Origin of the sequence: Vibrio lentus, from assembly GCF_002875945.1 — a bacterium.
GTDB lineage: Bacteria > Pseudomonadota > Gammaproteobacteria > Enterobacterales > Vibrionaceae > Vibrio > Vibrio apostichopi.
Genome location: NZ_MCZK01000090.1, coordinates 63,873 through 89,093 on the forward strand (window position 1 = coordinate 63,873; position 25,221 = coordinate 89,093).

The 25,221-nt window shown below is 45.0% G+C and carries 22 protein-coding genes and 1 pseudogene; 21 read left to right on the forward strand and 2 right to left on the reverse strand.

All coding sequences use genetic code 11. The annotated features are described in order from the left end of the window. Positions 1 to 276: 276 nt before the first annotated feature. Positions 277 to 2,280, reverse strand: coding sequence for an acetoacetate--CoA ligase (locus BCT49_RS05980; RefSeq protein ID WP_102434526.1), 2,004 nt, complete (start codon positions 2,278 to 2,280; stop codon positions 277 to 279). A 199-nt stretch (positions 2,281 to 2,479) separates the two neighbouring features. Between BCT49_RS05980 and phhA the strand changes: the two genes are divergently transcribed. From phhA to BCT49_RS06010, 6 genes are all read left to right on the forward strand, one after another. Beyond that, entirely contained in the window at positions 2,480 to 3,274 is a 795-nt protein-coding gene (gene phhA / locus BCT49_RS05985; RefSeq protein ID WP_102434527.1) for a phenylalanine 4-monooxygenase, read from the forward strand. Beyond that, complete coding sequence (locus tag BCT49_RS05990) at positions 3,264 to 3,602, forward strand: 4a-hydroxytetrahydrobiopterin dehydratase (RefSeq protein ID WP_102434528.1); 339 nt, start codon at positions 3,264 to 3,266, stop codon at positions 3,600 to 3,602. The genes phhA and BCT49_RS05990 overlap by 11 nt, the downstream gene beginning before the upstream one ends. A gap of 143 nt (positions 3,603 to 3,745) precedes the next feature. Continuing rightward, a complete protein-coding gene (locus BCT49_RS05995) occupies positions 3,746 to 4,846 on the forward strand; it encodes a Fic family protein (protein ID WP_102434529.1) in 1,101 nt (366 codons plus the stop codon). Between the two features lie 218 nt (positions 4,847 to 5,064). Beyond that, entirely contained in the window at positions 5,065 to 6,120 is a 1,056-nt protein-coding gene (locus tag BCT49_RS06000; protein ID WP_102434530.1) for a DUF2971 domain-containing protein, read from the forward strand. A 263-nt stretch (positions 6,121 to 6,383) separates the two neighbouring features. Then, a complete protein-coding gene (locus BCT49_RS06005; protein ID WP_004732615.1) occupies positions 6,384 to 6,593 on the forward strand; it encodes a DUF3283 family protein in 210 nt (69 codons plus the stop codon). Positions 6,594 to 6,689: 96 nt separating this feature from the next. Further along, positions 6,690 to 7,406, forward strand: coding sequence for a YebC/PmpR family DNA-binding transcriptional regulator (locus BCT49_RS06010; RefSeq protein ID WP_004732617.1), 717 nt, complete (start codon positions 6,690 to 6,692; stop codon positions 7,404 to 7,406). A gap of 126 nt (positions 7,407 to 7,532) precedes the next feature. On the opposite strand, the gene BCT49_RS06015 is transcribed toward BCT49_RS06010, so the two are convergent. Next, positions 7,533 to 7,790 carry a DUF2798 domain-containing protein gene (locus BCT49_RS06015; protein WP_102434531.1) on the reverse strand — a complete coding sequence of 86 codons (258 nt, stop codon included), beginning with the start codon at positions 7,788 to 7,790 and terminating at the stop codon, positions 7,533 to 7,535. A gap of 83 nt (positions 7,791 to 7,873) precedes the next feature. Between BCT49_RS06015 and BCT49_RS06020 the strand changes: the two genes are divergently transcribed. The 15 genes and pseudogenes from BCT49_RS06020 (at position 7,874) to BCT49_RS06090 (ending at position 24,955) form a co-directional block, all read left to right on the forward strand. Then, complete coding sequence (locus BCT49_RS06020; RefSeq protein ID WP_102434532.1) at positions 7,874 to 8,773, forward strand: LysR family transcriptional regulator; 900 nt, start codon at positions 7,874 to 7,876, stop codon at positions 8,771 to 8,773. 17 nt (positions 8,774 to 8,790) lie between these two features. Further along, positions 8,791 to 9,666: an NAD(P)-dependent oxidoreductase gene (locus tag BCT49_RS06025; RefSeq protein ID WP_102434533.1), complete on the forward strand. Its 876-nt coding sequence runs from the start codon at positions 8,791 to 8,793 to the stop codon at positions 9,664 to 9,666. 306 nt (positions 9,667 to 9,972) lie between these two features. Beyond that, on the forward strand, positions 9,973 to 11,493 hold the full coding sequence (locus BCT49_RS06030; protein WP_198595827.1) for a catalase: 1,521 nt from the start codon (positions 9,973 to 9,975) through the stop codon (positions 11,491 to 11,493). A gap of 113 nt (positions 11,494 to 11,606) precedes the next feature. After that, a complete protein-coding gene (locus tag BCT49_RS06035; RefSeq protein WP_102434535.1) occupies positions 11,607 to 12,071 on the forward strand; it encodes an ankyrin repeat domain-containing protein in 465 nt (154 codons plus the stop codon). 38 nt (positions 12,072 to 12,109) lie between these two features. After that, positions 12,110 to 12,622 (forward strand): annotated as a pseudogene (sodC, locus tag BCT49_RS06040) (superoxide dismutase [Cu-Zn] SodC). A gap of 345 nt (positions 12,623 to 12,967) precedes the next feature. Beyond that, positions 12,968 to 14,131 (forward strand): hypothetical protein, encoded by a 1,164-nt coding sequence (locus BCT49_RS06045; protein WP_102434536.1) that lies wholly within the window; start codon positions 12,968 to 12,970, stop codon positions 14,129 to 14,131. A 309-nt stretch (positions 14,132 to 14,440) separates the two neighbouring features. Continuing rightward, positions 14,441 to 15,121 carry a hypothetical protein gene (locus BCT49_RS06050; protein WP_102434537.1) on the forward strand — a complete coding sequence of 227 codons (681 nt, stop codon included), beginning with the start codon at positions 14,441 to 14,443 and terminating at the stop codon, positions 15,119 to 15,121. 66 nt (positions 15,122 to 15,187) lie between these two features. Continuing rightward, positions 15,188 to 15,886, forward strand: a complete 699-nt coding sequence (locus BCT49_RS06055) for an ABC transporter ATP-binding protein (protein WP_102434538.1) — start codon at positions 15,188 to 15,190, stop codon at positions 15,884 to 15,886. Further along, positions 15,874 to 17,172: an ABC transporter permease gene (locus BCT49_RS06060; protein WP_102434539.1), complete on the forward strand. Its 1,299-nt coding sequence runs from the start codon at positions 15,874 to 15,876 to the stop codon at positions 17,170 to 17,172. The genes BCT49_RS06055 and BCT49_RS06060 overlap by 13 nt, the downstream gene beginning before the upstream one ends. Next, positions 17,165 to 17,953 carry an outer membrane lipoprotein-sorting protein gene (locus tag BCT49_RS06065; protein ID WP_102434540.1) on the forward strand — a complete coding sequence of 263 codons (789 nt, stop codon included), beginning with the start codon at positions 17,165 to 17,167 and terminating at the stop codon, positions 17,951 to 17,953. The genes BCT49_RS06060 and BCT49_RS06065 overlap by 8 nt, the downstream gene beginning before the upstream one ends. 8 nt (positions 17,954 to 17,961) lie before the next feature. After that, complete coding sequence (locus BCT49_RS06070) at positions 17,962 to 19,254, forward strand: hypothetical protein (protein ID WP_102434541.1); 1,293 nt, start codon at positions 17,962 to 17,964, stop codon at positions 19,252 to 19,254. Next, a complete protein-coding gene (locus BCT49_RS06075; protein ID WP_102434542.1) occupies positions 19,254 to 20,288 on the forward strand; it encodes a sensor histidine kinase in 1,035 nt (344 codons plus the stop codon). Before BCT49_RS06070 ends, BCT49_RS06075 begins: the two co-directional genes overlap by 1 nt. A 72-nt stretch (positions 20,289 to 20,360) precedes the next feature. After that, entirely contained in the window at positions 20,361 to 21,203 is an 843-nt protein-coding gene (locus tag BCT49_RS06080) for a LytR/AlgR family response regulator transcription factor (protein ID WP_102434543.1), read from the forward strand. A 215-nt stretch (positions 21,204 to 21,418) separates the two neighbouring features. Beyond that, on the forward strand, positions 21,419 to 24,187 hold the full coding sequence (locus tag BCT49_RS06085; protein ID WP_102434544.1) for a M16 family metallopeptidase: 2,769 nt from the start codon (positions 21,419 to 21,421) through the stop codon (positions 24,185 to 24,187). A gap of 303 nt (positions 24,188 to 24,490) precedes the next feature. Next, on the forward strand, positions 24,491 to 24,955 hold the full coding sequence (locus BCT49_RS06090) for a hypothetical protein (RefSeq protein ID WP_102434545.1): 465 nt from the start codon (positions 24,491 to 24,493) through the stop codon (positions 24,953 to 24,955). Positions 24,956 to 25,221: the final 266 nt, after the last annotated feature.

Genomic DNA, 25,221 nt, shown 5'->3' on the forward strand with positions numbered 1-25,221 from the left:
ATTACCTGCTTTTAAGCAAGTTTTAGACCAACGTCTAGCCCTTATAAAGCGCTGTTACGGTTGTTTCATAAACGAAAAATTGTACGATTATCCAATAACTTGTACTGAGTTTCTAACTTTTGGGTTTAGTAGGGAATAGAAAATTGCTACTGACTTTCTGTCATGGTGATGGGTAACTTGCAGTAAACGCAAATATTAGAAAGAACAGCAAAGGGCTGAATGCTTTTGAACTTGCACCTTTAACCGGCCCTTTATCTAATAGTTCTGTTCTAACTATTAAAGCGAAATTACGCGCTTTATTTCATCTAACACATCAGCATTGGCTATCGCGGCGATGTTCTCGACTGGCTTTCCATTCACTACCTGTTTCACAGCTAACTCCACAAGTTTGCCTGAGCGTGTTTTTGGCACATCGCTGATCGCAAATATCTGGCTTGGTACATGCCTCGGTGAGCAAGATGATTTGAGCTTACTCTTGATGGCTGTCAGTAGCCCCTCATCTAGATCCACATCTTGCTGTAGTTGAACGAATAGCCATATCTGTTCATTGCGGTCGACATCTTTACCGACTGCGATGGAATCGATGATGCCCTCAATGGTGTTCACTTGCTGATAGATCTCGGCAGTACCAATTCTTACCCCTCCAGGGTTGAGTGTGGTGTCGCCTCGCCCGTAGAACAGATAGCCGCCATGCACACTCTGTGCGACTTCGTCACCGTGATGCCACACATTATCGAACCTATCCCAATAAGTGCTGTGATAGCGCTCTCCGGTGTCATTCCAGAAGCCAACAGGGAAGTTGGGTAGGGAATTTGTACACACCAGTTCGCCACGTTCGTGATTGACCTTGTGACCCGACGAATTGAACACCTTGATGTCGACGCCGAGCCCTGCCTGTTGGCACTCTCCGCGATACACCGGCGAGATTGGGTTACCCAAAACGAAGCAGCCACAAATATCCGTTCCGCCGGAAATAGATGCTAAATGCAGATCTTGTTTGATGTGTTTGTAAACGTAATCAAACTGTTCAGGGTAAAGCACAGACCCCGTCGAGCACAGTGTTCTTAAATGAGGCAGAGAGTGGCTTTCGATAGGTGATAGCTCTGCCTTCTCAATCGCTTCTAGGTACTTGGCTGAGGTGCCAAACAGAGACACATCGGCACGCTGTGCCAAGTCCCACATTACATTGGGTTGCGGGTAAATTGGACTGCCGTCAAAGATCACCAAACAAGCCCCACTGGCGAGCGCAGATACGTGCCAGTTCCACATCATCCAACCACACGTGGTGTAGTAGAACACGCGATCTTTCGGCTTTATATCGCAATGAAGTTGATGCTCTTTTAGGTGGTTGATGGTAGTACCACCTACAGAATGGACAATACACTTTGGTTTTCCTGTGGTACCGGAAGAGTAGAGTACGAACAATGGTTCATTGAAGCCGATACGCACAAATCGTACAGGTTGTGGCTCATAATGATTGATGATGCTGTGCCAGCTTCGGGTCGACACATCATTTTCAAAGTCATTCCTTCCCAAGTAACCGATCTGACACACTTGTTTTAGCTCGGTTAAGTGTTTGATGATTTCACTGTTCTTGTCCGTCATGTCGAACGTCTTGCCATTGAAGGTGTAGCCATCACAGGTGAATAGCACCTTAGGTTTCACTTGGCCAAATCGCTCAATCACACTCTCGACACCGAAATCAGGCGAGGTCGATGTCCAAATCGCGCCCAAGCTGGTGGTTGCCAGCATTGCTATCACGGTTTGTGGCAGATAGGGCGTATATGCAGCAACCACATCACCTTGTTGAACACCGCTATCGACAAGCCATTGCTGAACGCTAGAGACCGCTTCACACAAGGTTTTCCATGTATAACTCTGTTGTTCGCCACGCTCATTCTCAAACCAAATCGCACGTTCATCCGGCATCTCCTGCGCTAAACGCAGCAAGTTTTCTGCGTAGCTAACTTGAGCATTCGGGAACCACACCGCATCGCGATTCGATTTAGGCTGCTGCCAGCGGCTCTCACCTTGAGTTTTGATGCGCTCGCCTTGTGCCTTATTAATACAGTCTTGCGAGCCGACCATTCCACAAAACTGCCATACGTTCTGCCAAAACGATTCTGGATGTTCCACTGACCATTGATGGAGATCCGTGTAGTTTTGTAATTTCCGTCCGAGTACGCCCTGCTGATCAAGGCGATTCATGAATTGGGTTAAGTTGGCGTCTACGATGCGCTGCTCGCTGGGCTGCCAAACTGACTTAGTGCTTTCGTGCATTCCTTTACCTTTAACAAAAAGTTAACGTTTTCAGTCTGGTATTTAGGTTTTACAAAGTCAAAAGATCAGCAAAATAAGGGCACGACGGAATTGTGTAAATAAAATGTTACACGATCGCTTGTTTCGAAAAATCGCGCAAATTGGCGGATATAAGGAGTGGAGATAGGCTTAAAGGGAGACATTCGAAAGGAGGTGTGTAATGACTCAATATCATTCTAAGCCCGTGAGCCAAGAGGGATGGGTTGAGTGGAGCCTCGAAGAAGACGCCATTTGGCATGACTTAGTGAAAAGGCAACTGGACGTCATTAATGACCGCGCATGCGATGCCTATTTACACGGTTTGACCCTGCTGGATCTGCCATTAGACAGAGTTCCCCAGCTTCCAGAGATAAACAAAGTGCTAAAGGAAACAACAGGTTGGCAAGTTCAGCCTGTGCCTGCGTTGATCGATTTTGACCGTTTCTTTGATTTACTCGCCAATAAGAAATTCCCAGTGGCGACATTTCTGAGAACGCGAGACGAGTTCGATTACTTACAAGAACCTGATTTCTTTCATGAAATTTTCGGCCATTGTGCCATGCTGACTAATGCCGATTTTGCGAAATTCACTGAGCATTACGGAAAATTAGGCCAAGCAGCGACAGCCAAGCAACGCGCGTATCTTGCCCGTTTGTATTGGTTTACAGTCGAGTTCGGTTTAGTAAAAGAAGGTCATAGGCTGAAAATCTATGGCGGCGGTATTCTTTCGTCTCCCGCTGAAACCATGTATGCGTTGGGAGGGGACTTGGCCGTTCGTGAGCGGTTCGACCTGCAAACCGTGCTAAGAACGCCTTATCGTATCGATATTATACAACCGAAATATTATGTGATTGATGAGCTGTCTGAGCTCTTCAAAATCAGTCAGGAAAACCTATTGCAGCAAGCTGATCTCGCGATAGACGAGGGATTACTACCACCACTTTTTGAACCTAAGGAACCAACACATGTTGAATGAACAAAAATGCGAAGCCTGCAGTATCGACGCGATTGCCCTAAGTATAGATGATCAACAATCTTTACTGTTGGAATTGTCGGATTGGCAGATCATGGAAAGAGACGGCATCCCACAGCTTGAGAAGGTGTTCAAGTTTAAGAACTACAAACAAGCATGGGCATTCAGCAACAAAGTATCAGAGTTGGCAGAAGAAGAATTTCATCACCCTTCGATCTTATTGGAGTGGGGTAAAGTCACCGTCACCTGGTGGAGCCACTCAATCAAAGGTCTACACAAAAATGATTTCATCTGCGCCTCACGCTGCGATGTGTTTGCGGTGAGTGAATAGTTTTTCTTGGCTGGAGAAGTGTTTCTCCAGCCTCAATGATTCGAATATCTCACTATTCGAATCATATTGTGATTTGAATAGTGAGGTTAAACGGCTCATAATGTGATTAGAATAAGTGTAACTTTCGCATCATGAGGCGTAATATGTGGATTTGGCAACAAGATAATTGGCCAAACTTTGTTTGGGATAATCAGAAAATAGGCGTGAGGTTAAGAGAAGTACGGCTTAATCAAGGCATCCTATTGGGCAAGATAACCTCTCAATCCGCAGACCAAACGCAAACAATGCTCGATACTTTGCTAGCGAACATTGTCCATTCTAGTGCGATCGAAGGAGAAAAACTCAACGCCTTCTCGGTTCGTTCTTCTTTAGCCAACAAACTCGGCGTGAGTGAAGAGCGACCTTTCCCTACGACAGAACAAACTGATGGCCTAGCTGAAATTATGTTGGATGCCGTGCAAAATCTCACTGAGCCATTAGCGCTTGATAGGATCTTACATTGGCACGATAGACTGTTTCCTCAAGGTTACACCATGTTTAACCCTGTAGTCGGAGGTCAGCTAAGAGGCGACACTCCGATGCAAGTAGTATCAGGAAGAATTGACCGCCCTACCGTGCACTTTGAAGCACCTAGCCGAGACATTCTTGATGCTGAGCTAGATGCGTTTATCACATGGTTTAATGATTCACTTACCGACGCCACACTTGATCCTCTATTGCGAGCCGCAATCACTCACCTGTGGTTTATCACCTTACACCCGTTAGATGACGGTAATGGCCGTATTACTCGATTGTTGACTGACTTGGCATTAGCACAAGCCGAGCAGCAGTCGGTACGTTTTTATGCTATGTCGGTGGGGATACTTGCTAACCGCAAACATTACTACGAAATATTAGAGAAAACCCAGAAAGGGGGACTCGATATTAGCGATTGGTTGATGTGGTTCTTAGATACTTTAGACGAGACGTTTACCGGTGTTTTTTCTGAGGTCGACCAAACCGTTTATAAGACCAATTATTGGCGAAGTGTTGATCAAACCAAGCTTACTGTAGAGCAAGTAAAAGTGCTGAATAGGATGCTCGATGGGGATTTTTCAGAAGGCATTAATGCCAGTCAATATAAAAAGGTAGCAAAGGTAAGCAGTGCCACTGCAACACGTCATTTGAGCGCTTTACTTAGCAATGGCTGCTTGGTTAAATCTGGTTCTGGCGGCCGAAGCACGCGGTATCTGTTGCCGAAGTAGGGCTTATATACCCACATTCATTTCTATACTTAAAAGCTGCCACCGTTCAGACTGAATGTTGGTAGCTTTTTTGGCTTAATGTCTCGCTACCTATCTGAGGCTTGTCGTTATTAAAATTTCTAAATTATGATTCAAAATCAGACTTTAAAGGATGATAATCTTATTGGACTTCATTGTTTTACCTAAAATAAAGACGACTATTCTCGAAGGTTTCTAAAATGATTCGAAAGTTATACAAGTATATGCCCTTACGTCTCAATTTTTTTGAAGATCCAATGTTGAGAACGACACCTATTCATTTGCTAAACGATCCATTTGAAGCTGATGCCCAGCATTATCAAATGATGGATATACTTACTCATCAGTTTGATGAAGGAGAACTATCAACTTTTGATTATCAACCGGATGATGGTTTGTACATTGAACATGAGAAGAGAGAACGACTTTTTCATAGTAACCATCGTGAACTTGCCGCATCTGAGCTGAAGCGTGTTACATCAGAATTAAAACAATTTGGTATTGTTAGTTTTACTGAGGATTACAGTAACTTACTTATGTGGTCTCATTATGCTGATGAACATCGAGGGATGGTCGTCGAACTGTCTAATGAGGTATCTTGGCTCAAACATAAGAAATCTGAACGTCCTGCTCTTTGTCGTTGTTTTGAGGATAACCCGTTCGGATATTTAAGAGAGATGCCAGATCGAGTTGTTTACCGATCAAATAGACCTAACTTTGAGTTTGCAATAGATGTAGTAAATGACTTAGGTGATTCGAAAGTTTTCGACAGTTATTTTTTCAGTAAAGGTGACAGTTGGATTTATGAAAAAGAGCACCGATCAGTACTTCCTTTAGAGTACGCAGACAAAATACTAACCTCTTATTCTAATGATATAAAAGAATGCGAAGAACTATATCCAAATTTAACTGTAAGCAACATTAAGTATGACTATTTAAAACAAACAGCTAGATGTGAACTAACCTTTTCAAAAACAGAACAACAAGAGTTTTCGAGAATTATTACATGCAGCTCAGTTACACATAATGATAACAATCCAATATTTCTCTATGCCGTCCATGAACGTATGATTAGCGGGATATATTTAGGCTGTAGAGTTACAGATGCGGAAGCTCTTTCTGTTTTAGAAGCTATTAAAAAGAACCCTAACTTTTGCGACTCCCTTGTAGTGAAAAGAGGGAAAATGTTGAACGAGCGCTATTCATTAGAATTTGAAACGATTTCATATCCTATGTTGTTTTCAAGTGGTAAATAGTAGGACTTCCTAAATTCACTAGTGGGTTCCTTTTACATCCAGTTCAATGGCTCTAGCTCTTTTTAATAGATGAATTGATACTCTACTTTTCACCTTGTTCCAGCACTGTCAGCCAAACACACTTTTCCCAAACTAGCTTGATGTGCATCAGTGACTTGCTGGTTTCTCGTCCTACAACCCCCACTATTGCTCATAGTATTGGTTTTATGAGTCTGCTCTATGATATATTTCTCAGCCAAGCGTATTACAGACGAAGGCTAATAATGTCTATCAACCTTTCACTCCTTCCACCCAGTGAGAAAAATAAAATCGAACTGGATAAGCAAGCATCGTTTCTTGTATGGAAATTGAAGCAAGCGAAATGTGGCCCTGAAGCCATTGTTGAAGAAGCAATGAAGCTAGGTGACCCAGAAGAAAAGGCTTGGTTTGATCAGTCTGTTGAAAAATACAAACGGGTAATGGGTGTCGCATAAACGCAGATAAACCTTACCCAGCAAAGCTGTTGAATTGAAATGACACAGTAATTTGCTAGAATTTGCACCGTTAATTGAATCAGAGAGAAGATCCCGATGGGAAGAAGTTTTGAAGTGCGCAAGGCCTCAATGGCGAAAACTGCAGGCGCAAAAATTAAAGTTTATTCTAAATACGGTAAAGAGATTTACGTACTGGCTAAGAACGGCAGCTCTGACCCAGACATGAACTTACCTCTTAAGCACCTGATTGCTAAAGCGAAGAAAGACCAAGTACCAGCTCACGTTATCGACAAAGCGATCGATAAAGCGAACGGCGGCGGCGGTGAAGACTTCCAACCAGCTCGTTACGAAGGTTTTGGCCCTGGTGGCACAAGCGTAATCGTTGACTGTCTAACTGACAACGGCAACCGTACTTTCCAAGACGTTCGCCAATGTTTCGTTAAAACTGGCGCGAAAATCGGTGTTGAAGGTACTGTTTCTCACATGTTCGCTCACCAAGCTGTATTCCAGTTTGCAGGCGAAGATGACGAGATCATCCTAGAAACGCTAATGATGGAAGACGTAGACGTGACTGACGTTGAGCTAGAAGACGGTGTTATCACTGTATTCGCTCCAACGACTGAGTTCTTCAAAACGAAGACTGCACTGCACACTGCGTTCCCTGAGCTAACTCTAGACGTTGAGGAAATCACTTTCGTTCCTCAAACAACTACGCCAGTAGCTGAAGAAGATTCTGAGAAGTTCCAGAAATTCTTAGACATGCTTGACGACTGTGATGATGTTCAGCAGGTTTACCACAACGCTGAGCTGTAATCTTTACAGTAACAACAGTTATTAAAAAACCGAGCCTAGTGCTCGGTTTTTTTATGTCGGTAACAATGATTAAATGCCTTGATCATTGTTCCAGAGGTTTTATTAATAACCCTTGAATTCATGCTCTTAATCTTCGCATAAGTTAACTTTAGTTATCGTTTTTGGTCTCGGGCGACATAACCACTCCGCGACTTTTCTGACTTGTGGCAATAGGGTTAGGCTTAGTGTGAGTGCACACGGCCAAGCAATCAAAAAGCTGTTTAACCAAATTGGTGGCCATGCTTGGCTGAAACCCATCTTATACCCCGATATGATCCCCGACATCATGATAGCCATGACCAGTGAAGACAATATCGCTGTAACCCAATGCAGTTTGTTGTTCATCCTTTCTCCTTAGTGATTTTATTATTGGAATGCATTAAGGTTACTCTTATCCATAAATGAGAAAAATAGGCACATATAGAAGTATGAATTCCATATTCGGAAACATTGATGATCTATTCCTGTTTTGTACTGTGGTGGAAGAGGGCTCTTTGTTGTCGGCATCGAAGCGACTTCAATTGCCTGTGTCGACCATGTCACGTCGGTTAACCGCCTTGGAAGAGCGCTTGAGCATCCGCCTTCTGGAAAAGAAAGGCAGAGAGCTGGTGGCGACGAAAGATGGTGAGGCGGCCTTTGCAGCGCTGAGCAGTGGTATGGAATCTTTGCATCAAGGGTTTAGTAGCCTGCTTGAAGAGCGCGATGCGATTCAAGGCAAGATAAAGCTCGCGGTGCCTCATAATTTCTATAGCGGTTTTCTTCGGCCAACGGTTGAGCAATACCTCACTCAGTATCCGAACGTGCAGCTCAATCTCATTCTGAGTCAGCAGCAAGTGGTGCCTGAAACCGATCGTGACTTGTTGATCACGTTTCAAATTTCCGACATGGACGGCATGATTGCGCGGCCACTGTTTAAGGCCAAGCACGGTTTTTTTGCGAGCCAAGAGTATTTGGACTCTCGTGATGAGATTAAAAATCCGGACGATCTCGAGCATCAAGAGTGGATTAATGTCGATGATGTGTTTGATATACCGCTCTACAAATCCGATCGCTTAGCGCAGATGGTGACGATTAAACCTAAGTTCATCGTTAATGATATTTATGCTGTTGCGGCCGCGGCCCAAAAGGGGTTGGGTATCGCCTCACTGCCTTTTCGCCATGTTTCTCCGGAAATGAATCTGATTCAAGTGCTCCCTGAGTATCATCGGGGTGATCGCCAAGCGTATTTAGTGTACAAAGAAAGAAAATATCAGCCGAAGGCTTTGACTTTGCTTATCGATACGTTGATTGAGAGCGTTCAGTCATTCCATCACGATGAGCTGAGTTAAATAAAAAGGAGTAAGAAATGAAAGTAAGTTTTATCGGGCTAGGCGTAATGGGTTTCCCAATGGCTGGCCACCTAGTCAAAGCCGGTTTTGAAGTGACGGTATTTAACCGCACTCACAGCAAAGCATTAGACTGGGCTGATCAACACCAAGGTAAAGCTGCTGAGAGCGTGGCTGAATGTGTAGCCGAAGCTGACGTAGTATTGGTTTGTGTCGGCAACGACGACGACGTACGCAGCATGACGACCAGCGAAACAGGCGCACTGGCAGCTATGAAGCCAAACGCGATTCTTGTCGATCACACCACAACGTCTGCGGTTCTGTCTGAAGAGCTTGAAGTGGCAGCGAAGCAAGCGGGTGTTCGCTTTATGGATGCACCAGTGTCTGGTGGCCAAGCAGGCGCAGAAAACGGCGTGTTAACCATCATGTGTGGTGGCGAACAAGAGCTATTCAACGACCTTCAACCTGTATTTGAAGCTTACGGTAAGTCGTCAGTTCTAATGGGCAAAGTCGGCCAAGGCCAACGCGCGAAAATGGTCAATCAGATCTGTATCGCAGGCGTACTGAACGGCCTTTCTGAAGGCTTGGTACTTGCTGAAAAATCAGGTTTGGATATCCCAACTTTGGTTGATTGCCTTAAAAACGGCGCTGCTGGTTCATGGCAGATGGAAAACCGCGCCACCACAATGGCGCAAGACAAGTTCGACTTTGGCTTCGCAATTGATTGGATGATCAAAGACTTAGGCTTCTGCCTAGATGAAGCAGAGCGTCAAGGTATCCAATTGCCATTGACGGAAAAGACCAACAACGCATACAAGGCATTGTCTGCTGAAGGACAAGGCCGCATGGATACGTCAGTATTGATGAAAGCTGTCGTTGAAGAAACTAAGAAGTAGAAAGATCGAAGTAATTGAAGCTTCGTTTAGATAACTAAAAATAGCCGCTGATTAGCGGCTATTTTTGTTTGATTTGTATAGAAGTACAGGCGAAGCATGGGTTTTGAAACTCACAATTGGCCAGTGGTATACTCGCATCCTAATCAAATGTCATCGTTCCATCGTTTTCACCTATTGAATCTATCGTTATTTCCCATTAAACAAATGTAAACATTGAAGTTATATTCTTGGTGGGCAGAAAAGAGCTTTTGAATATCCATTAACCACTCGACTGGTTTAATGGTTAGCACGCATTGGAGAGCAACCATGCAGATGTCAAAAAGCTTTTTATTAATTACAGTTGGCTTAGCCAGCACATCTCTACAGGCTCAAACCCTGACCAGAGACAACGGTGCACCAGTAGGTGATAACCAAAACTCCATAACAGCAGGTGAGAATGGCAGTGTATTACTGCAAGACGTCCATCTGATCCAAAAATTGCAGCGTTTTGCCAGAGAACGTATTCCTGAGCGTGTTGTTCATGCTCGTGGTACGGGCGCACATGGTGAATTCGTCGCTTCTGGTAATTTTAGTGATTTAACGGTTTCCGACCCTTTTACTAATAAAGGTAAGGTGACTCCTGTTTTCGTTCGTTTTTCGACCGTTATTCACTCTAAAGGATCACCAGAAACACTTCGCGACCCGCGTGGTTTCGCCACCAAATTTTATACTGAACAGGGTAATTGGGATCTGGTAGGGAATAATCTGCCTGTGTTCTTTATTCGTGATTCGATTAAGTTTCCGGATATGGTGCACTCTCTAAAACCGTCTCCAGTCACCAACGTTCAGGATCCAAACCGATTCTTCGACTTCTTTAGCAGTGAGCCGGGTGCGACCAACATGCTGACTTGGGTGTACAGCAATTTAGGTACGCCAGCGAGTTATCGGACCATGGATGGCTTCGGGGTTCATGCCTATAAGTGGATCAATAAGCAAGGCGATGTGAACTATGTGAAGTTCCAATGGAAGAGCCAGCAAGGCATCAAAAGCCTTCGCCCTGATCAAGTCACTGAGATGCAAGGTAAAGATTTTAACCATCTTACCAATGACCTTTACGCTGAAATTGGCCGACGTAATTACCCTAAGTGGGATCTTTACGTGAAGGTTTTGTCTCCGGAGGCGTTAAGCAAGCTTGACTACAACGGGCTGGATGCAACCAAAGTATGGCTGAATGTGAAAGATCAAAAAGTCGGCACTATGACGTTGAACCGTCTACCTGAAAACTTCTTTCTAGACACTGAACAGTCGGCATTTTCGCCTTCGAATCTGATTCCTGGTATCGAGCCGTCTGAAGACCGTTTGCTGCAAGGCCGTTTGTTTGCGTACGCCGATACACAGCTTTACCGCTTAGGAGCAAACTTATTCCAACTGCCCGTTAACCGACCGTTAGTGCCAGTGAGCAGCCATAACCAAAATGGGTTGAGCAATAATGCATCGCTAACTAATGGTGCCGTGAACTATGAACCAAGTCGAAAACTAGAGTTAGCAGAAGATGCTCAATTCAAAGCTGTAGAAACCAAGCTTGTTGGTACGGTTCAACAAAAAGCGATCAGTAATCCACGAAACTTCTATCAAGCGGGTATGCAGTACCGCAGCATGAATGAACAAGACAAAAGTGACTTGATTGCAAACCTCGCTGGTGACTTGAATAAAGTGACGGACAAAGACATCAAAACGACGATGGTGAGCTACTTCTATCGTGCAGACAAACAGTATGGAACGCGTTTGGCTAAAGCAACTGACACCAGTATGTCACGAGTGGAAAAACTCTCGCAAGCGAACAATTAAGTAACAATGTAAGACGTAAAGTTTTGGCCTGCGGGAGATTTATCTGCTCTTTTCTGCCCGAAAATCAGGGCTCCTGTAGGCCATTCTCTAATCATGTTAGTTAGGGGGAATAAATGAAAATCGTATTTTTACTCAGCTCCGTTTTTTTCTCTTTGATCTTCTCGCTCAGCTTATTGGCTGCTGACGACAAACTGGAAGAGGAATACCAATCTCTGGTTGGGTTGTTCTTTGATGCCGCTCGTATTGGTAACAATGAAGTGATCGATGCATTTGTTTCTCAAGGTTTTCCTATTGATCAACGCAATAACCAAAGTTATACAGCACTCATGGTAGCCGCTTATCAAGGAAACAGAGAAACCGTGGGGCTTTTACTCGATTCGGGTGCCAATGCATGCCTGCAAGACAAACGTGGAAACACTGCTTTGATGGGAGCATTGATTAAACGCGAAATCAGTATTGCGAAAGACTTGTACCAAGCGGAGTGTTCCCCAGAATTGCGTAATAAAGCAGGACTTAATTTGAAAGAATTTGCCGAAATCTATGGTCAATCCAATGTGCTGAAATCCCTTTCGCACTAAATGAAGTGTGCTAATAACAATAAAAAGGACGTAATAATATGAACAAAACAACATGGCTTGCTGCACTCGCCCTTATCTCTTCTCCTGTTTTTGCTGAAGTAGTGAATGTTGAAATGATCGATCTTGGCTCGGGTCAGTCAACCGGAACTGTAATGATAAGCTCAAGTGAATACGGAGCTGTTTTTACGCCGGAATTGAAAGGTTTACCTGCTGGTACACATGGCTTCCATGTACACGTCAATGGCTCATGCGACAGCCTCACCAAAGATGGCAAAATCATACTCGGTGGAGCCGCTGGCGGACATTATGACCCAGAGAAAACGGGTAAGCATGGTTTCCCTTGGACTGATGATAATCATCTTGGTGATTTACCGTCGCTTTACGTTAATGCTCATGGCGTAGCCGACTAACCAGTAATGGCGCCAAGAGTGACATTAGATGACGTGAAAGGCAGAGCGTTGATGCTCCATGCTGGCGGTGACAACCATTCTGACCACCCAGCTAAACTTGGCGGCGGTGGTGCACGCATTGTCTGTGGCGTGATTAAGTAGTCCCTTTTTTTAAAAGTCGTTAAAAGCGCTCCAACTATAGTTGGAGCGCTTTTTATAGGTATGGATGGGGCTTGTTCGTTGACGCGGAATAGGTATCAATGGATCCGGCTTCAGTTTGGATGAAGCAGAAGAGACTAAAAAGTCATCTAATATTGATTTACTTGTTTCATTGTAAGAATGAGGAACTAACTCATTCACTTACGTGCGCACACTAATCCTTCATGATGAGCTTTTTGTTAGTAAAAACATCCATTTCAATGGTTATTTTATCGCCACTCTTTATTTGGTTGATAGATTTATCATATTGTTACAATTGCTTACATTTTGATGGTTAGAGGCAATTTAATGCGATATCAATCTTCACCAAGTACCCACACAGAACAAACACAACAATCTCCCCAAGAGCGAGCTAATCAACAGCGTTTGGCTCGAAAGGAAGAGCTTACAGTTACTAAAGCCGATAATCAGCGTTGGGCAGAAAATCGAGAAAGAGTCATTGCTGAACGCAACAACGAAAATACCGACATAACATTAACTCAATTAAAAGAAGACAAGAAAAAGCGTGGATTCAGTTCTTTGTTGTGCGCGAAACCGACCTTTTCTAAACTTCCAACCAAGACCATTGCTTATTGTTGGGTAAACACTAAAGCCGAAAGTGGCGAAGACAATATTATTCCGAGTGTTGAAAAGGAACATGGTCTGTTAAATGTGATTAGTAATGCAAAAATCACCCCGAAGGTAAAACACATCATTTATGTCGATAGACGCACTGAAGGGCGAACATGTTACGACTCACGCGTTGAGATTCCTGCGAATGTTAAGTTCGTTTCCGTTGATGAGTTGCTAGCTAAGAAAAATATGTCAACGCCAGAAATTGCTCAGAAGATGACTGAGTTGTATGAGGCGAGTATCAATCACGGTAGTCCAGCTTTTGCAAAGAACATGGTCTCTTTATTGGCTTTAAATAAAGGGGATTACTTCTTCGACATAGGTGTCGGCATAAAGCCGGATGGCAACTTAGCTAAGCACCTCAATGGCGAGAGCAAATATCAGGGAGGCTCAGTAGGAAACGGTAGTTATTTGATGGGGGGACACGAGAAAGAAAGTATTGAGATGATTGTCGAGTTCCTTTATGGGTTGTATACCTGTGAAAGGGCACCGACGGTACATCCCAAGAAAGCAGTGGAGATCTTAAACAACCTTGATGAATCGTTATTGGGATCAGATGTTGTGAACGAGGTTGTAAGCAACGCGAAACTGAACGAAAAAATCACACCTGCTGAATTCGTTACGTATTCTCGAATGATGGAGAAAAAGTTTGCTGAGCGCGGCGTTAAGACCACGATGAGTGAATATGCCCGTCATACTGACGCCGTCTTTGGTAATACCATTGCAACAATTACTAATGGTACGAAAACGAAATTTGTGGACGGAAAAGACTTCGTTAACAATCATAAGATGAGCCATCTTCATAAAGTCAAAGTGGAAGAACATCATGTTCCAGTTTGATAAAGAGAACAAAGTAGAGCTATAAAAAGCTAGCGAATATCTCAGATAAATTGAAATAGAAAAGGGACTCATTGGAGTCTCTTTTTGAATGGCGAATATGTTCCTCTCGTGCTGCAACCTATTTATGTTTAGCCGTAATAATAGCCTCAGGTTGGGATGGGGGAAAGTTCGCTACTTTGCTTTTCGTTTTCCACTCACACCCTCTCTCAACCGTTCATTCCTCATTATTACCATTCGTCGCATTGATAAAACGGCGTGACAGTTTGTGGTTAACCTTTCAACGTCAACATTTGAAAGGGATTAGAAATCATGACTACTTCACACTCATTAAACTCAGGCTCTACCACTTCTCTGCTTAAGCGTTCATTGCTGATTGCTCTTGTTTCATTTGCTCCCACTTTGGCTCAGGCCAACCCGAGTTCAGACGTGCTCGAAATCTACAACCAAGCCGCGCAAGGCAATGAAGATTTGGTTGAGGTGGCTTATGAACGCCTTAACGAAACGCTGCAACAAGACGGCGCTACGCCACTGACTTTGGTTTACCTAGGAAGCACAGAAACCCTGATGGGGCGTGATGCGTTCTTGCCTTGGAACAAGATGAAGTATGTGGAGAAGGGCTTATCGACCATTGATAAATCACTGGTTCTGCTTAAAGACGAAGATCAACCCATTCATGAACAACCTCGTGTTCAAGGGCTCCCTGATTCATACCTGACTCGCGCAATGGCTGCGGTGACTTACACCTCTCTTCCAGACATGTTTAACCATTTTGATCGTGGTTATGACCTGTTCCTCTCGCTACTGGCTGAAGACGCTTTCCAACAACAACATTTCGCTGCGACCTCGTGGATTTACCGTTATGCCATTACCGCATCGATTCGTGCTGAAGACTTCGAGCAAGCACAGGTGTGGCTTGAAAAAATGGAAACGGCTGATGCCGGAAACATCGAGACCATGACGGCAAAGGCCCTAATAGCGAAAGCCAAGTAATAGTTGCGAAAGCGAAATAAAGGGCATGGAAGCTAAACAGTTGGTTAGTAATCAGAGGAAAACGGAATGATTGAATTTAAAGGAATCGGCAAGTCTTATCTCACGGGTGGACAAAGTGTAGACGCACTCAAGGGAGTCAATGGTCAGATTAAACGTGGTGAAATGGTGGCTCTGTGCGGCCCGTCGGGATCGGGAAAAAGCACACTGTTGAACATCCTTGGTTTGTTGGATATGGACTATCGAGGCGAGATTCATATTGATGGAAAAGCGTATCCAACAGAGCAGATTGCTGCTGCGCGTTTTCGTCGTCAGTCGTTGGGTTTTGTGTTTCAGCGCTTCAATCTGGTTCCTGTAATGACAGCGCTAGAAAACGTCGCATACCCATTGATGTTGAACCAATATTCGAAACAAGAACAGCAGAGCAGAGCGCAAGACATGTTAGAGCGTGTTGGGCTAGGGGATTACGTTCATCACCGACCAGACAACCTTTCAGGTGGCCAGCAACAACGTGTCGCGATAGCCAGAGCACTGATCCATAACCCAAGCCTAGTGATTGCCGATGAGCCTACAGCCAGCTTAGACAGCCACACTGCGAACCTTGTGATCGACATTATGAAAGAGCTTGGCCACGAAATGGGAACCACCTTTATTGTCGCAACGCACGACCCAAGAATGGCGCAGCGTTGTGATCGAGTGATTGAACTTATCGATGGACAACTGGCACCACAAGTCACAGCAACGGAGGCGATCTCATGGGCAAGTTAACACAAAGAATGAGCACGTTTTTACTTCCAACCTCGGTGCGTTTGGCTTGGCTTAACTTATTAAGGAATGGTCGACGCAGTTTGTTGTCGGTGTTGATCATCGCCATTGCTGTATTTGCACTCACCAGTGCCGGTGGTTATGGGCTTTACACTTACGAATCTCTACGTGAATCGACTGCGCGAGATACTGGTCATCTTACTTTGAGCACTCTGGGCTATTTTGAACAAGACGAAGACATGCCTCTAAGCAATGGCCTCGATAATGTTCAAGCGCTAACCAAGATCATTATTGGTGACAGTGATGTGCGTGGCGTTCAGCCAAGAGTCTACTTCAGCGGTTTGGTGTCTAACGGCAGTAAGTCGACCATCTTTATGGGAACGGGCGTCAATGAGCGTGAGTTCGATATGAAAGGGCCGTTTCTTGATGTGCGCAGCGGGCAAACCCTTTCAGATGTGAAATCACCAAGATACGACAGCCAAGAACCACAAGTGATGCTGGGAACCGACCTTGCTCGTAACCTCAAAGTTGCGGTTGGCGATTGGGTCACATTGCTCGCCACCACTAGCGATGGCGCTTTGAATGCCTTTGATTTTAAGGTGCAGGGTATCTACTCGACTGGTGTTCCTGAGTTGGATAAACGTCAGTTGTACGTACACATCACCACAGCTCAAGAGCTTCTAGCTTCAGACAAAGTGAGCACCTTGTCGGTATTTCTTTTCGAAACTAGCAAGACCTCGACCGTTCAACAGCGTATCCAAACTGCTTTAGATCGAAATAGCGCTCGCCAAAGCGATCAAGGTACAAAGATCGAGATCACCCCATGGCAAGATCGTGCGTTTTTCTACACCAAGGTTAAAGATCTTTACGACCGGATCTTCGGCATCATGGGTGCAGTGATGGCATTGGTGGTGTTTGTGTCGCTGTTTAACACCATGACCATGTCGGTGACCGAACGTACTCGTGAAATCGGCACCTTGTCGGCACTCGGCAGTTACCCCTCTGAAATCGTGGCGGGTTTCTTAAAAGAAGCGGGATTACTGGCACTGATTGGCAGCGCGATTGGCGCGCTAGTGAGTGGCTTAGTGTCGGTGTTATTGCTGGTGGTTGATATACAAATGCCACCACCTCCGGGTCGAACCGAAGGTTACCCACTCAACATTTACTTCTCATTGGAATTGGTTGGCTATGCCACGTTAGGTGTGCTGACGATATGTTTGCTAGCCGCTTATTTTTCTGCTCGCAAAGGCGTGAATAAGCCAATCACGGAGGCGTTGGTTTATGTCTAAATTAACTCGTTCAATTAATACGTTGGGTTCGGTTTTTGTTTTAGCATCAGCTTTAACATCGATACCAAGCTGGGCAGTCGATTCACAACAAGTCACTGAGATGATCGCTAAGGCAGACAGCTATCGCTTGAACAGCGCACAAGCCTCTAAGGTAGTGTCTTTGGTGGCGCTTTACCAAGACGAGCAACTCGATAAAACCCGTGAATACAACGTCTACACAAGGCCAAACCGAGAGTCGTTAGTGGTCTTTGAATCAGCCGTCGAGGCTGGGCAAAAGATGCTGATGATTGAAGACAACTATTGGTTGTTGATGCCGAAATCGCGCCGACCAATTCGTATCACCCCGATGCAAAAGCTGTTGGGTGAAGCTTCAGTAGGGGATATCTCGACGCTCACTTGGAGTGAAGATTACCAAGGTGAGTGGGTTGCCGAACAACAGGTTGAGATGCCGACTGGCGAGAAACTCGATACCCATCACCTAAAGCTAGCGGCGAAAACCAAGGGTGCCAGTTATCAATCGATTGACCTGTGGTTAACGGCAGACCGTGCATTTCCAGTTAAAGCGGATCTGTATCTGCGCTCAGGAAAGCTAGCCAAGCAAGCGTGGTTTACTGAAGGCGTGCGAGATGGATTACCCACAGTGGTGTCGATGACCTTGCTCGATAAGATTCAGCCGAGTAAGAAAACTGTGATTGAGTATCGCGAAGTGATTGAACAAAGCTTGGAAGACAAATACTACAACCCTGCCTACCTATCGCGTAACAGCGTATCTGGGCTGTAGGTGAGCTTATGAGAGTGCCCAATCGCCGATTCCATATAAAGTCTTCAATCGCTACTTTGCTTGCCTTGTCTTGTGTGAGTAACACGATTCAAGCGGACGATCTGAGCTTGGCATGGGACTGGCAACTCAGTGCAGAAGCGATTGAGTCGCGAGGGTCGCCATTCAGCCCTTTAGCGTCTGATAATCGTCAGTCTTTAAATGGCTTGCTGGATCTAGAGGTTGGATATAACAATTGGCTTGGTCTGTTCGCAGTGAAAGCCAATGATATTTTGAGCAATACCCCTCAAGAACAAGACGCGAGTTTTGAATCGGAATTCATCGTGCGTGAGTTGTTTTGGCAAGGTGGTGTTGAGCTGTCTAATTCAGTAATCGGAGACCATTATCTTGATGTGACGCTTGGCAAGGTTCGTTTGGATTGGGGTGTCGGTTATGGCTATCGACCTTTAGACATCATCAAGCCTTACCGCCAGAACCCTGTGGGCATTGTCGCAGAAGAGGGCGCGGGTGTTGCATCGGCATCACTGTTCGATATGACGGGCGAGTGGACACTGCTTTATAGCGATTCGTCATGGACTTCCCAAGACGTAAATGAATTCGAAAAGCAGAACCAGCAACAAGGCGTTGGGCTGCGTCGTTACAATTTAGTGGGCGATCACGAATATCAATGGGTCGCCTATTATGACGATGTGCGCCATGGCCTGCTTGGGGCGAGTTTGGTTTCAGTATTAAACCTCGCGTGGGAGTTTCATGGCTCTGTGGTCTATCAACGACAAAGCCTTGGCTACAGTCAGCCTAATTCAATGTTTAAACCGGTTTATCTCGAAGAGCAGGGCGAGGCCTATCAAGCGTTAGCTGGATTAACATGGGCGAATGACACTGGCCATAATGTGGTATTGGAATACTGGTTTGATAGTCGTGCTTGGAGCAACTCTGAATGGCAAAGCGCAATAGAAAGTGCTGAGTCTTTGTCGGTTAATCCAATGACCGCTTCGTTGGCAGGTTCTTATGCGCAAGGCTATCAGCACGCCAATTTGGTTCAACACAACATCATGTTTCACTGGTCCTTGGATTCGACACATGGTTGGCTTGAAGATATCACGCCAACATTCGACGTCATGTTGTCTCCCCAAGATGGCGGTTTTATTGTGACTCAGTGGCTCAACTATCAGGCATTAGATAATGGCGATTCATCGTTGGATTTGGAACTTGCTGCACGCTTTCTAGGCGGTAAAAGTGATTCTGCTTACGCCAACTTACCGGATAGTCATATGATTCTTTTAAATATCAAAGGACGATTTTAATGAACACTTCTTCAAACAGTCGGTTTTCATGGATTAAAAGCTTCACGCTGACGACCTTATTTTGTTTTATCATTGCCGTCACCACTCAAACTATTTGGGGCGGGGATCTTGTGGTCAATCTCGCGATAAGCTTTGGTTTTGGTTACAGCGCGGTGGGTTCTTCTTTCATCTTGGTTAAGTTGTTTAAGAGGACATCCCGAACGCTAGAAGTGGGCATCTCAATGGTGATCGCGATGACCTTTGGTACCTTGAACGCGCACTATTGGTTGAATGGACATTTCGGAGCCAATATCTCGGACCTTAAATCTGTCGTGTTGCTCGGTGTGATCTTCTGTTCCGTTTGCTATTACTACTTCTATACACGAGAGCAACAGCTGCGTGCCGACAACGAATTAGAAGTCGCTAAGCGCCGTCAAGCCGATCAAGAGAAGGTGGTGGTACTCAGTCAGCTTAAACAGCTGCAAAGCCAAATCGAACCGCACTTCCTATTTAATACGCTGGCGACCATCAATGTGTTGATTGAGAGTGATAGCGCTAAAGCCAAACTGATGCTCGAAAAACTGACTGACTTGTTACGTGTGACTTTGAAAAACAGCCGCACCGAGCAATCGACCATCGCACAAGAGGTCGACTTGTTAGATGCTTATCTTAATATCCAAAAGATACGTTTGGGGGAGCGCTTAGCGTACTCGATTGAAACACACGAGATTAGCGATTTGCAGGTGATTCCACCGTTCTTGATTCAACCTTTGGTCGAGAATGCACTCACGCACGGCATCGAACCCAAAGCAGCGGGTGGCCAAGTGAATATTCGTATTACTCAACAAGCCGAGCAGTTGAAGATTGAAGTGTCAGACAGTGGTGCTGGGTTGAAAACACCTTCTGCGAATACGGGCCACGGTGTTGGGTTGAGCAATATTCGTCAAAGAATCGAAACCCTTTATGGCGATAAGGCGAGTCTAACGATTACTGAACACGCTGAAGGTGGGGTAGTGTCGACGATCTTGTTACCGTTGACTGACGCAGCTGCCTAGAACGACACACCAGAAAGCACAGAACCGTGACGAAAAATAGACGATTTACAGTGTGAATTTAAAGGACTAACCATGAACAACTCAGTAATCCAGCCGAGCGTAACGGCGATTATCGCAGACGATGAAGCACTGTTAAGGCATCACTTAGACAAGAGCTTGGCTGAGGTTTGGCCGGAGCTAGAAATCGTCAGCAAGGCACAAAACGGTTTGGAGGCGATGCAGAGTATTCAGCAGCTTAAGCCCGACGTGGCGTTTCTCGATATTCGTATGCCTGAGCTGGATGGGATCTCGCTGGCGAAACAACTCAACAAGCTAGATTCGCCGCCATTGGTGGTTTTCATTACGGCTTACGACGAGTACGCAGTTAAAGCCTTTGAACACAATGCGATGGATTACCTGCTGAAACCTATCAACGAAGAGCGCTTACTGGCCACATGCGAGAAGGTTCAAGCACGCTTGTCGAGTAATCAAACGCAATCAGCTAGCACGCCGGAACAGCCTGATATTGCGGCGCTAATGAACCAGCTTCAACAGTTATCCCAGTCAACCTCGCAGCAACCTCCCTATCGACCGCAGCAAAAGCACCTCACATGGCTCAAAGCCAGTGTCGGTGAAGACATTCACCTGATTGCCGTCGATGATGTGGCGTACTTCAAAGCAGAAGATAAGTACGTGTCTATATTTAAAAAGGGCCAAAGGGGTGTGCTAGAAGAGTTTATTCTTCGCGCGTCTCTAAAAGAGCTGATCGCTCAGCTCAATCCGGATGAGTTTTGGCAGATCCACCGTTCCGTAGTGGTGAAAGTCTCCGCAATAGATAAGGTCAAGAAAGGCCTTTCCGGCCAGATGTCGGCGTATGTGTCAGGCGAGAAGTTACCTATCAGCCGCGCCTCGCAAGTCCTGTTTAAGGGTATGTAGCTATTGATTTTAGATGGATGTAGTTAGCGAGTTTAAATGGATGTAATAGGCTCTTATTAAAACGCCACTTTAAATGAACACCGCCGATCTTACATAGCGCATGGTGATTTATAAAATAAAGATCCAGATCACAAAGATATTCATCGGGTTAAATATTAAATAATAATCATTAGCTCAATCTGTATATTGTCGATGAATGACATTAAGAGGTTGTTATGAAAACATATTATTTAGCGACGGCACTATGCCTAACTTTGGTTGGCTGTAGCTCAACATCAAAAACTACCGAAAACTTAATCCAACCGGATCCTGCGTGGACTTCAGGTCAACTGGAAAACGGTCTTACCTACCATGTTTACCCTGATCATGAAGAGTCAGTCTCTGTACGTTTAGTCGTGCATGCGGGTTCGATTCAGGAGACTTCTCAACAGGAAGGTTATGCTCACTTCGTCGAGCACATGGCATTCAATGGCAGTAAAAACTTTTCTCAGAACGATGTGATTCGTCTGTTTGAAGATGCAGGCGCTAGCTTTGGTGCTGATATTAATGCTTACACCTCTTATGAAGAGACGGTATACCAGTTAGATTTGCCAGATAACGTTCAATTGCAGTCTGCTCTGACGTGGATGCGTGATGTGGGTGACGGCCTAGACATCGCAAGCTCAGAAGTTGAAAAAGAGAAAGGCGTGATTCTTGGTGAGTTTCGAATGGCTCGCCTTGATGACAAGTCATTCGGAGAGGTATTTTATGACCACTTCATTGAAGGCGGTCCGTACGAATCTCAAGACGCATTGGGCACCAAAACGTCGGTTGTCGATGCAACCTCTCAAGGCCTATCTAACTTCTACCAAACTTGGTACCAACCTCAAATCGCTGAGTTAGTCATTTCAGGTGATGTAGACATCAAAACCTTGATCCCATTGATTGAAGAGAAATTTTCGAGCTGGGAGCGTGGTGACACACCAAGACCAGAAAAACAGAAAACGACCTCGTTCAATGAAGATGATTATGTTGAATACGCAGGAAGAGAAGCGCCGAGCATCACTCTGACGTTTAATCGCGGTTTATACCGCATTGAAAATCATGCTCAACAGCATCAACGTTGGTTAGATGAAACCTCGCAACAACTCATTCGCCAGCGACTCGAAGCGGTATTCAATGATGCAGCGTTGCCGACTCAATGGATAGCGTCTGATAACTATCAGATGGGCTCTCTGAATTACTCATCAACAAGCGTTGGTTTCCCCGCAGGTGGTCGTGAAGTCATCCAACAAGAGCTGCTTTCTACCTTGGCATCACTGCGTGATTTTGGTGTTTCGGAAACGGATATCGTCGGCGAGCAGCACTACTACCAAGACTTGCTAGATAACATCGAGCATGACTGGGATAAAATGGACAGCGTTGAACACGCGAACTACAAAGCAAGTTCGTTAGTGACTGACCGAATCGTTCAATCACAGAAAGACTATCAAGCCAGTTTGGAAGCCTTCATTGCTAACCTAAGCCTGGAAGCGATCAACGACAACATCAAAAATCTGCTCTCTGATGATTACTTCTTTGTTATTGGACTGGACGATTCTGAAGACAGAGCTGCTGTCATTAACTCCCTCGATAGCTTAAAAGCGACGTACGGTGAGACTGGAACACAGTCACTCACGATTGCAACAGCGAGTGCCTTTGCTGTACCGAGTTCGACGGGCGAGGTTGTACTGGCTGAACAAGTGTCCGTAGACCCATACATCCAAAAGTGGACGTTAAGCAATGGTATCGACATGTGGTACTTGCGTGACTATGTTGCAGGTGATGATGTTGGCGTGATGTACATGAGCCTCGGCGGAAAAGCCGCGTTGGATCCGAGCTTGTACCCCGCCGTTGAGGTTGCGTTACCCACTTTCGCTCGAAGCGGCGTCGGTGAGTTTACGGGTTCTGAACTTTTAGCGTATTTTGATCGTGAAGATATTCGCGCAGACAGTTTCATTGGTAATACTCGTCATGGTATTGAATTTAATATCAAAAAAGATGGGCTTAAAGATACGTTTGCTGCGCTTTATACCTTCATCACTGCGCCTAAAATTAATCCCGAGCAATTAGCTGCGGTGAGGCAGGAGTTTGTACAGGGTCAAGAATCTTTCTTGAGTAGCCCTGTTGGCCAGTTTGAACGCGCAATAAATCAGAATATCTATCGTCAGGAGAGTCGTCACCATTTTGTAGATAAAGAGCGTGTTGAAGCGGTTTCTGTGGAAGACATCGCTAACCTTCATCAGCAGCTGTTTGGTCAAATGAGACATAACCAATTGGTGATCGTAGGTGACATCGACCCAAGCGTGTTGAAGCCTTTGGTTCAGCAATATTTGGCTTCGATTCCATTGGAAAAAGCAGTTGTGCCTGACTTTAAGGTGGCTTTCAAACAGCCATCAGAACCACGCATTGATTTAGCCATCAATAATGTGGATAGTGCAGAGTACGTCTTACGAGTCATCTCAGAGCCTGAAACCGAAGAAGGCTTTACGGCAAAAGAGATCTTCATGGAAGGGTTACTGGAACGTCTGTTGGCGACTCGTTTAGATACCTATATTCGTGAAGAGTTGAGCTTAGATTACTCGCCTTATACGTATTCAGCATCCGCAGATAGTGAGCTGAGTGGTGAGTGGGTTATTGGTGCGATGATCGCGCCAGAGAACGTGGATAAAGTGGAAGTGGCGATCGATAAGGTGATTGCAGACCTTCTACAAGGTGTCTCTGAAGAGGAAATGCGAGCGGTTGTGAAACAGTTTGAAGCTGACTTCACGCCTCTTGAGATGAGCTCTATTGACCAAGCGTGGTACGTGTCTCGTTATCTGCTTCATGGTTACGACATCGAAGCTTTATCTCAAGTTGAGCGTGTTGCGAGGTCGATCACTGCGGAAGATATGAATGCGTTAGTTCAACGCATCTTTGGTAAAAATAGCCGTAAGGTTAAGAACATCATGCGTCCTAAAGCCTAAAGCCTAAAGCCTAAAGCCTAAAGCCTAAAGCCCAAGGCTTAGGGTAGAACGTGAAACGATAGCTTAAATCTCTGTTCACGCGACCAAATCAAAGCCAAGCAGTTATTGCTTGGCTTTTTGTTTTCTGGCGATTGTGGATGCATGAACACTGCGCGATGAGGTGAGCGATTGTCAGCGCAGTGTCAAATATGCGCGGTTGTGATTTTAAATCAATTGTAACTTTCATAGCTGTTATATATTGTCGCTGTTTCTACCATTCAGGATTCTTGTTAATTGCTTAAACTAGGTACTCGATTAGTCTTAATGTTATTTTTACTGAGCTTTGGCTTAGTGAATTCTAACGGCTATTCGTTTCCTTCTAAGCCATTTCAAATTCATTCGGCTCAAGAGCAGTCTTCGCAGACTAATCTTTGTAAACAGGCAACTGCGGATAATCCATCAGCCTATTTAGAGTGCGATAAGGTTCAGTTGGACACCTCGTCTGTAGGTGACAGCTCCAACTACCATGATTCTGAATCGAGCCTTCAAGCTGCTACTTTTCGACGTATATTAACCAATGAGCAAGAAAATTCGGCCGATCTTGAGCCGGCTTATCATCTGCTGATTGACTTCGCACCTCCCTCTTTGCTGGCCTCCCTGTTGGTCAACACACCTCTGTTGGATTCCAAACAGCATTGGACCAGTATTGTGAGTTCCCCGTCCTCCCGGCTTTCGGGGTGGAAAGAGGGCAATATTCAATACTCGCATTTCCGAGATCTTCTTAGCTAATCGTTTGACCTTAAATTGGTCGTATCGATGGTCACTTGTGCCCGTTGAGCGCACCAATTAACCCAATATAGCGACACACAATTATTAGCCTCACTATTACTCAATCAGCTTTTTCTGGTTGTGACTAGTCATCGCTCGTGTTCGCAAAACATTAGTTATACCAATCGTAGTAAATAACTGGTCACCCAAGCTGGTTAAAATGCTCGATCACTGCTTTTTTCCGGCTCTATTTTTGAGCACGTATTTACGGTGATTGGTAAAAAGAA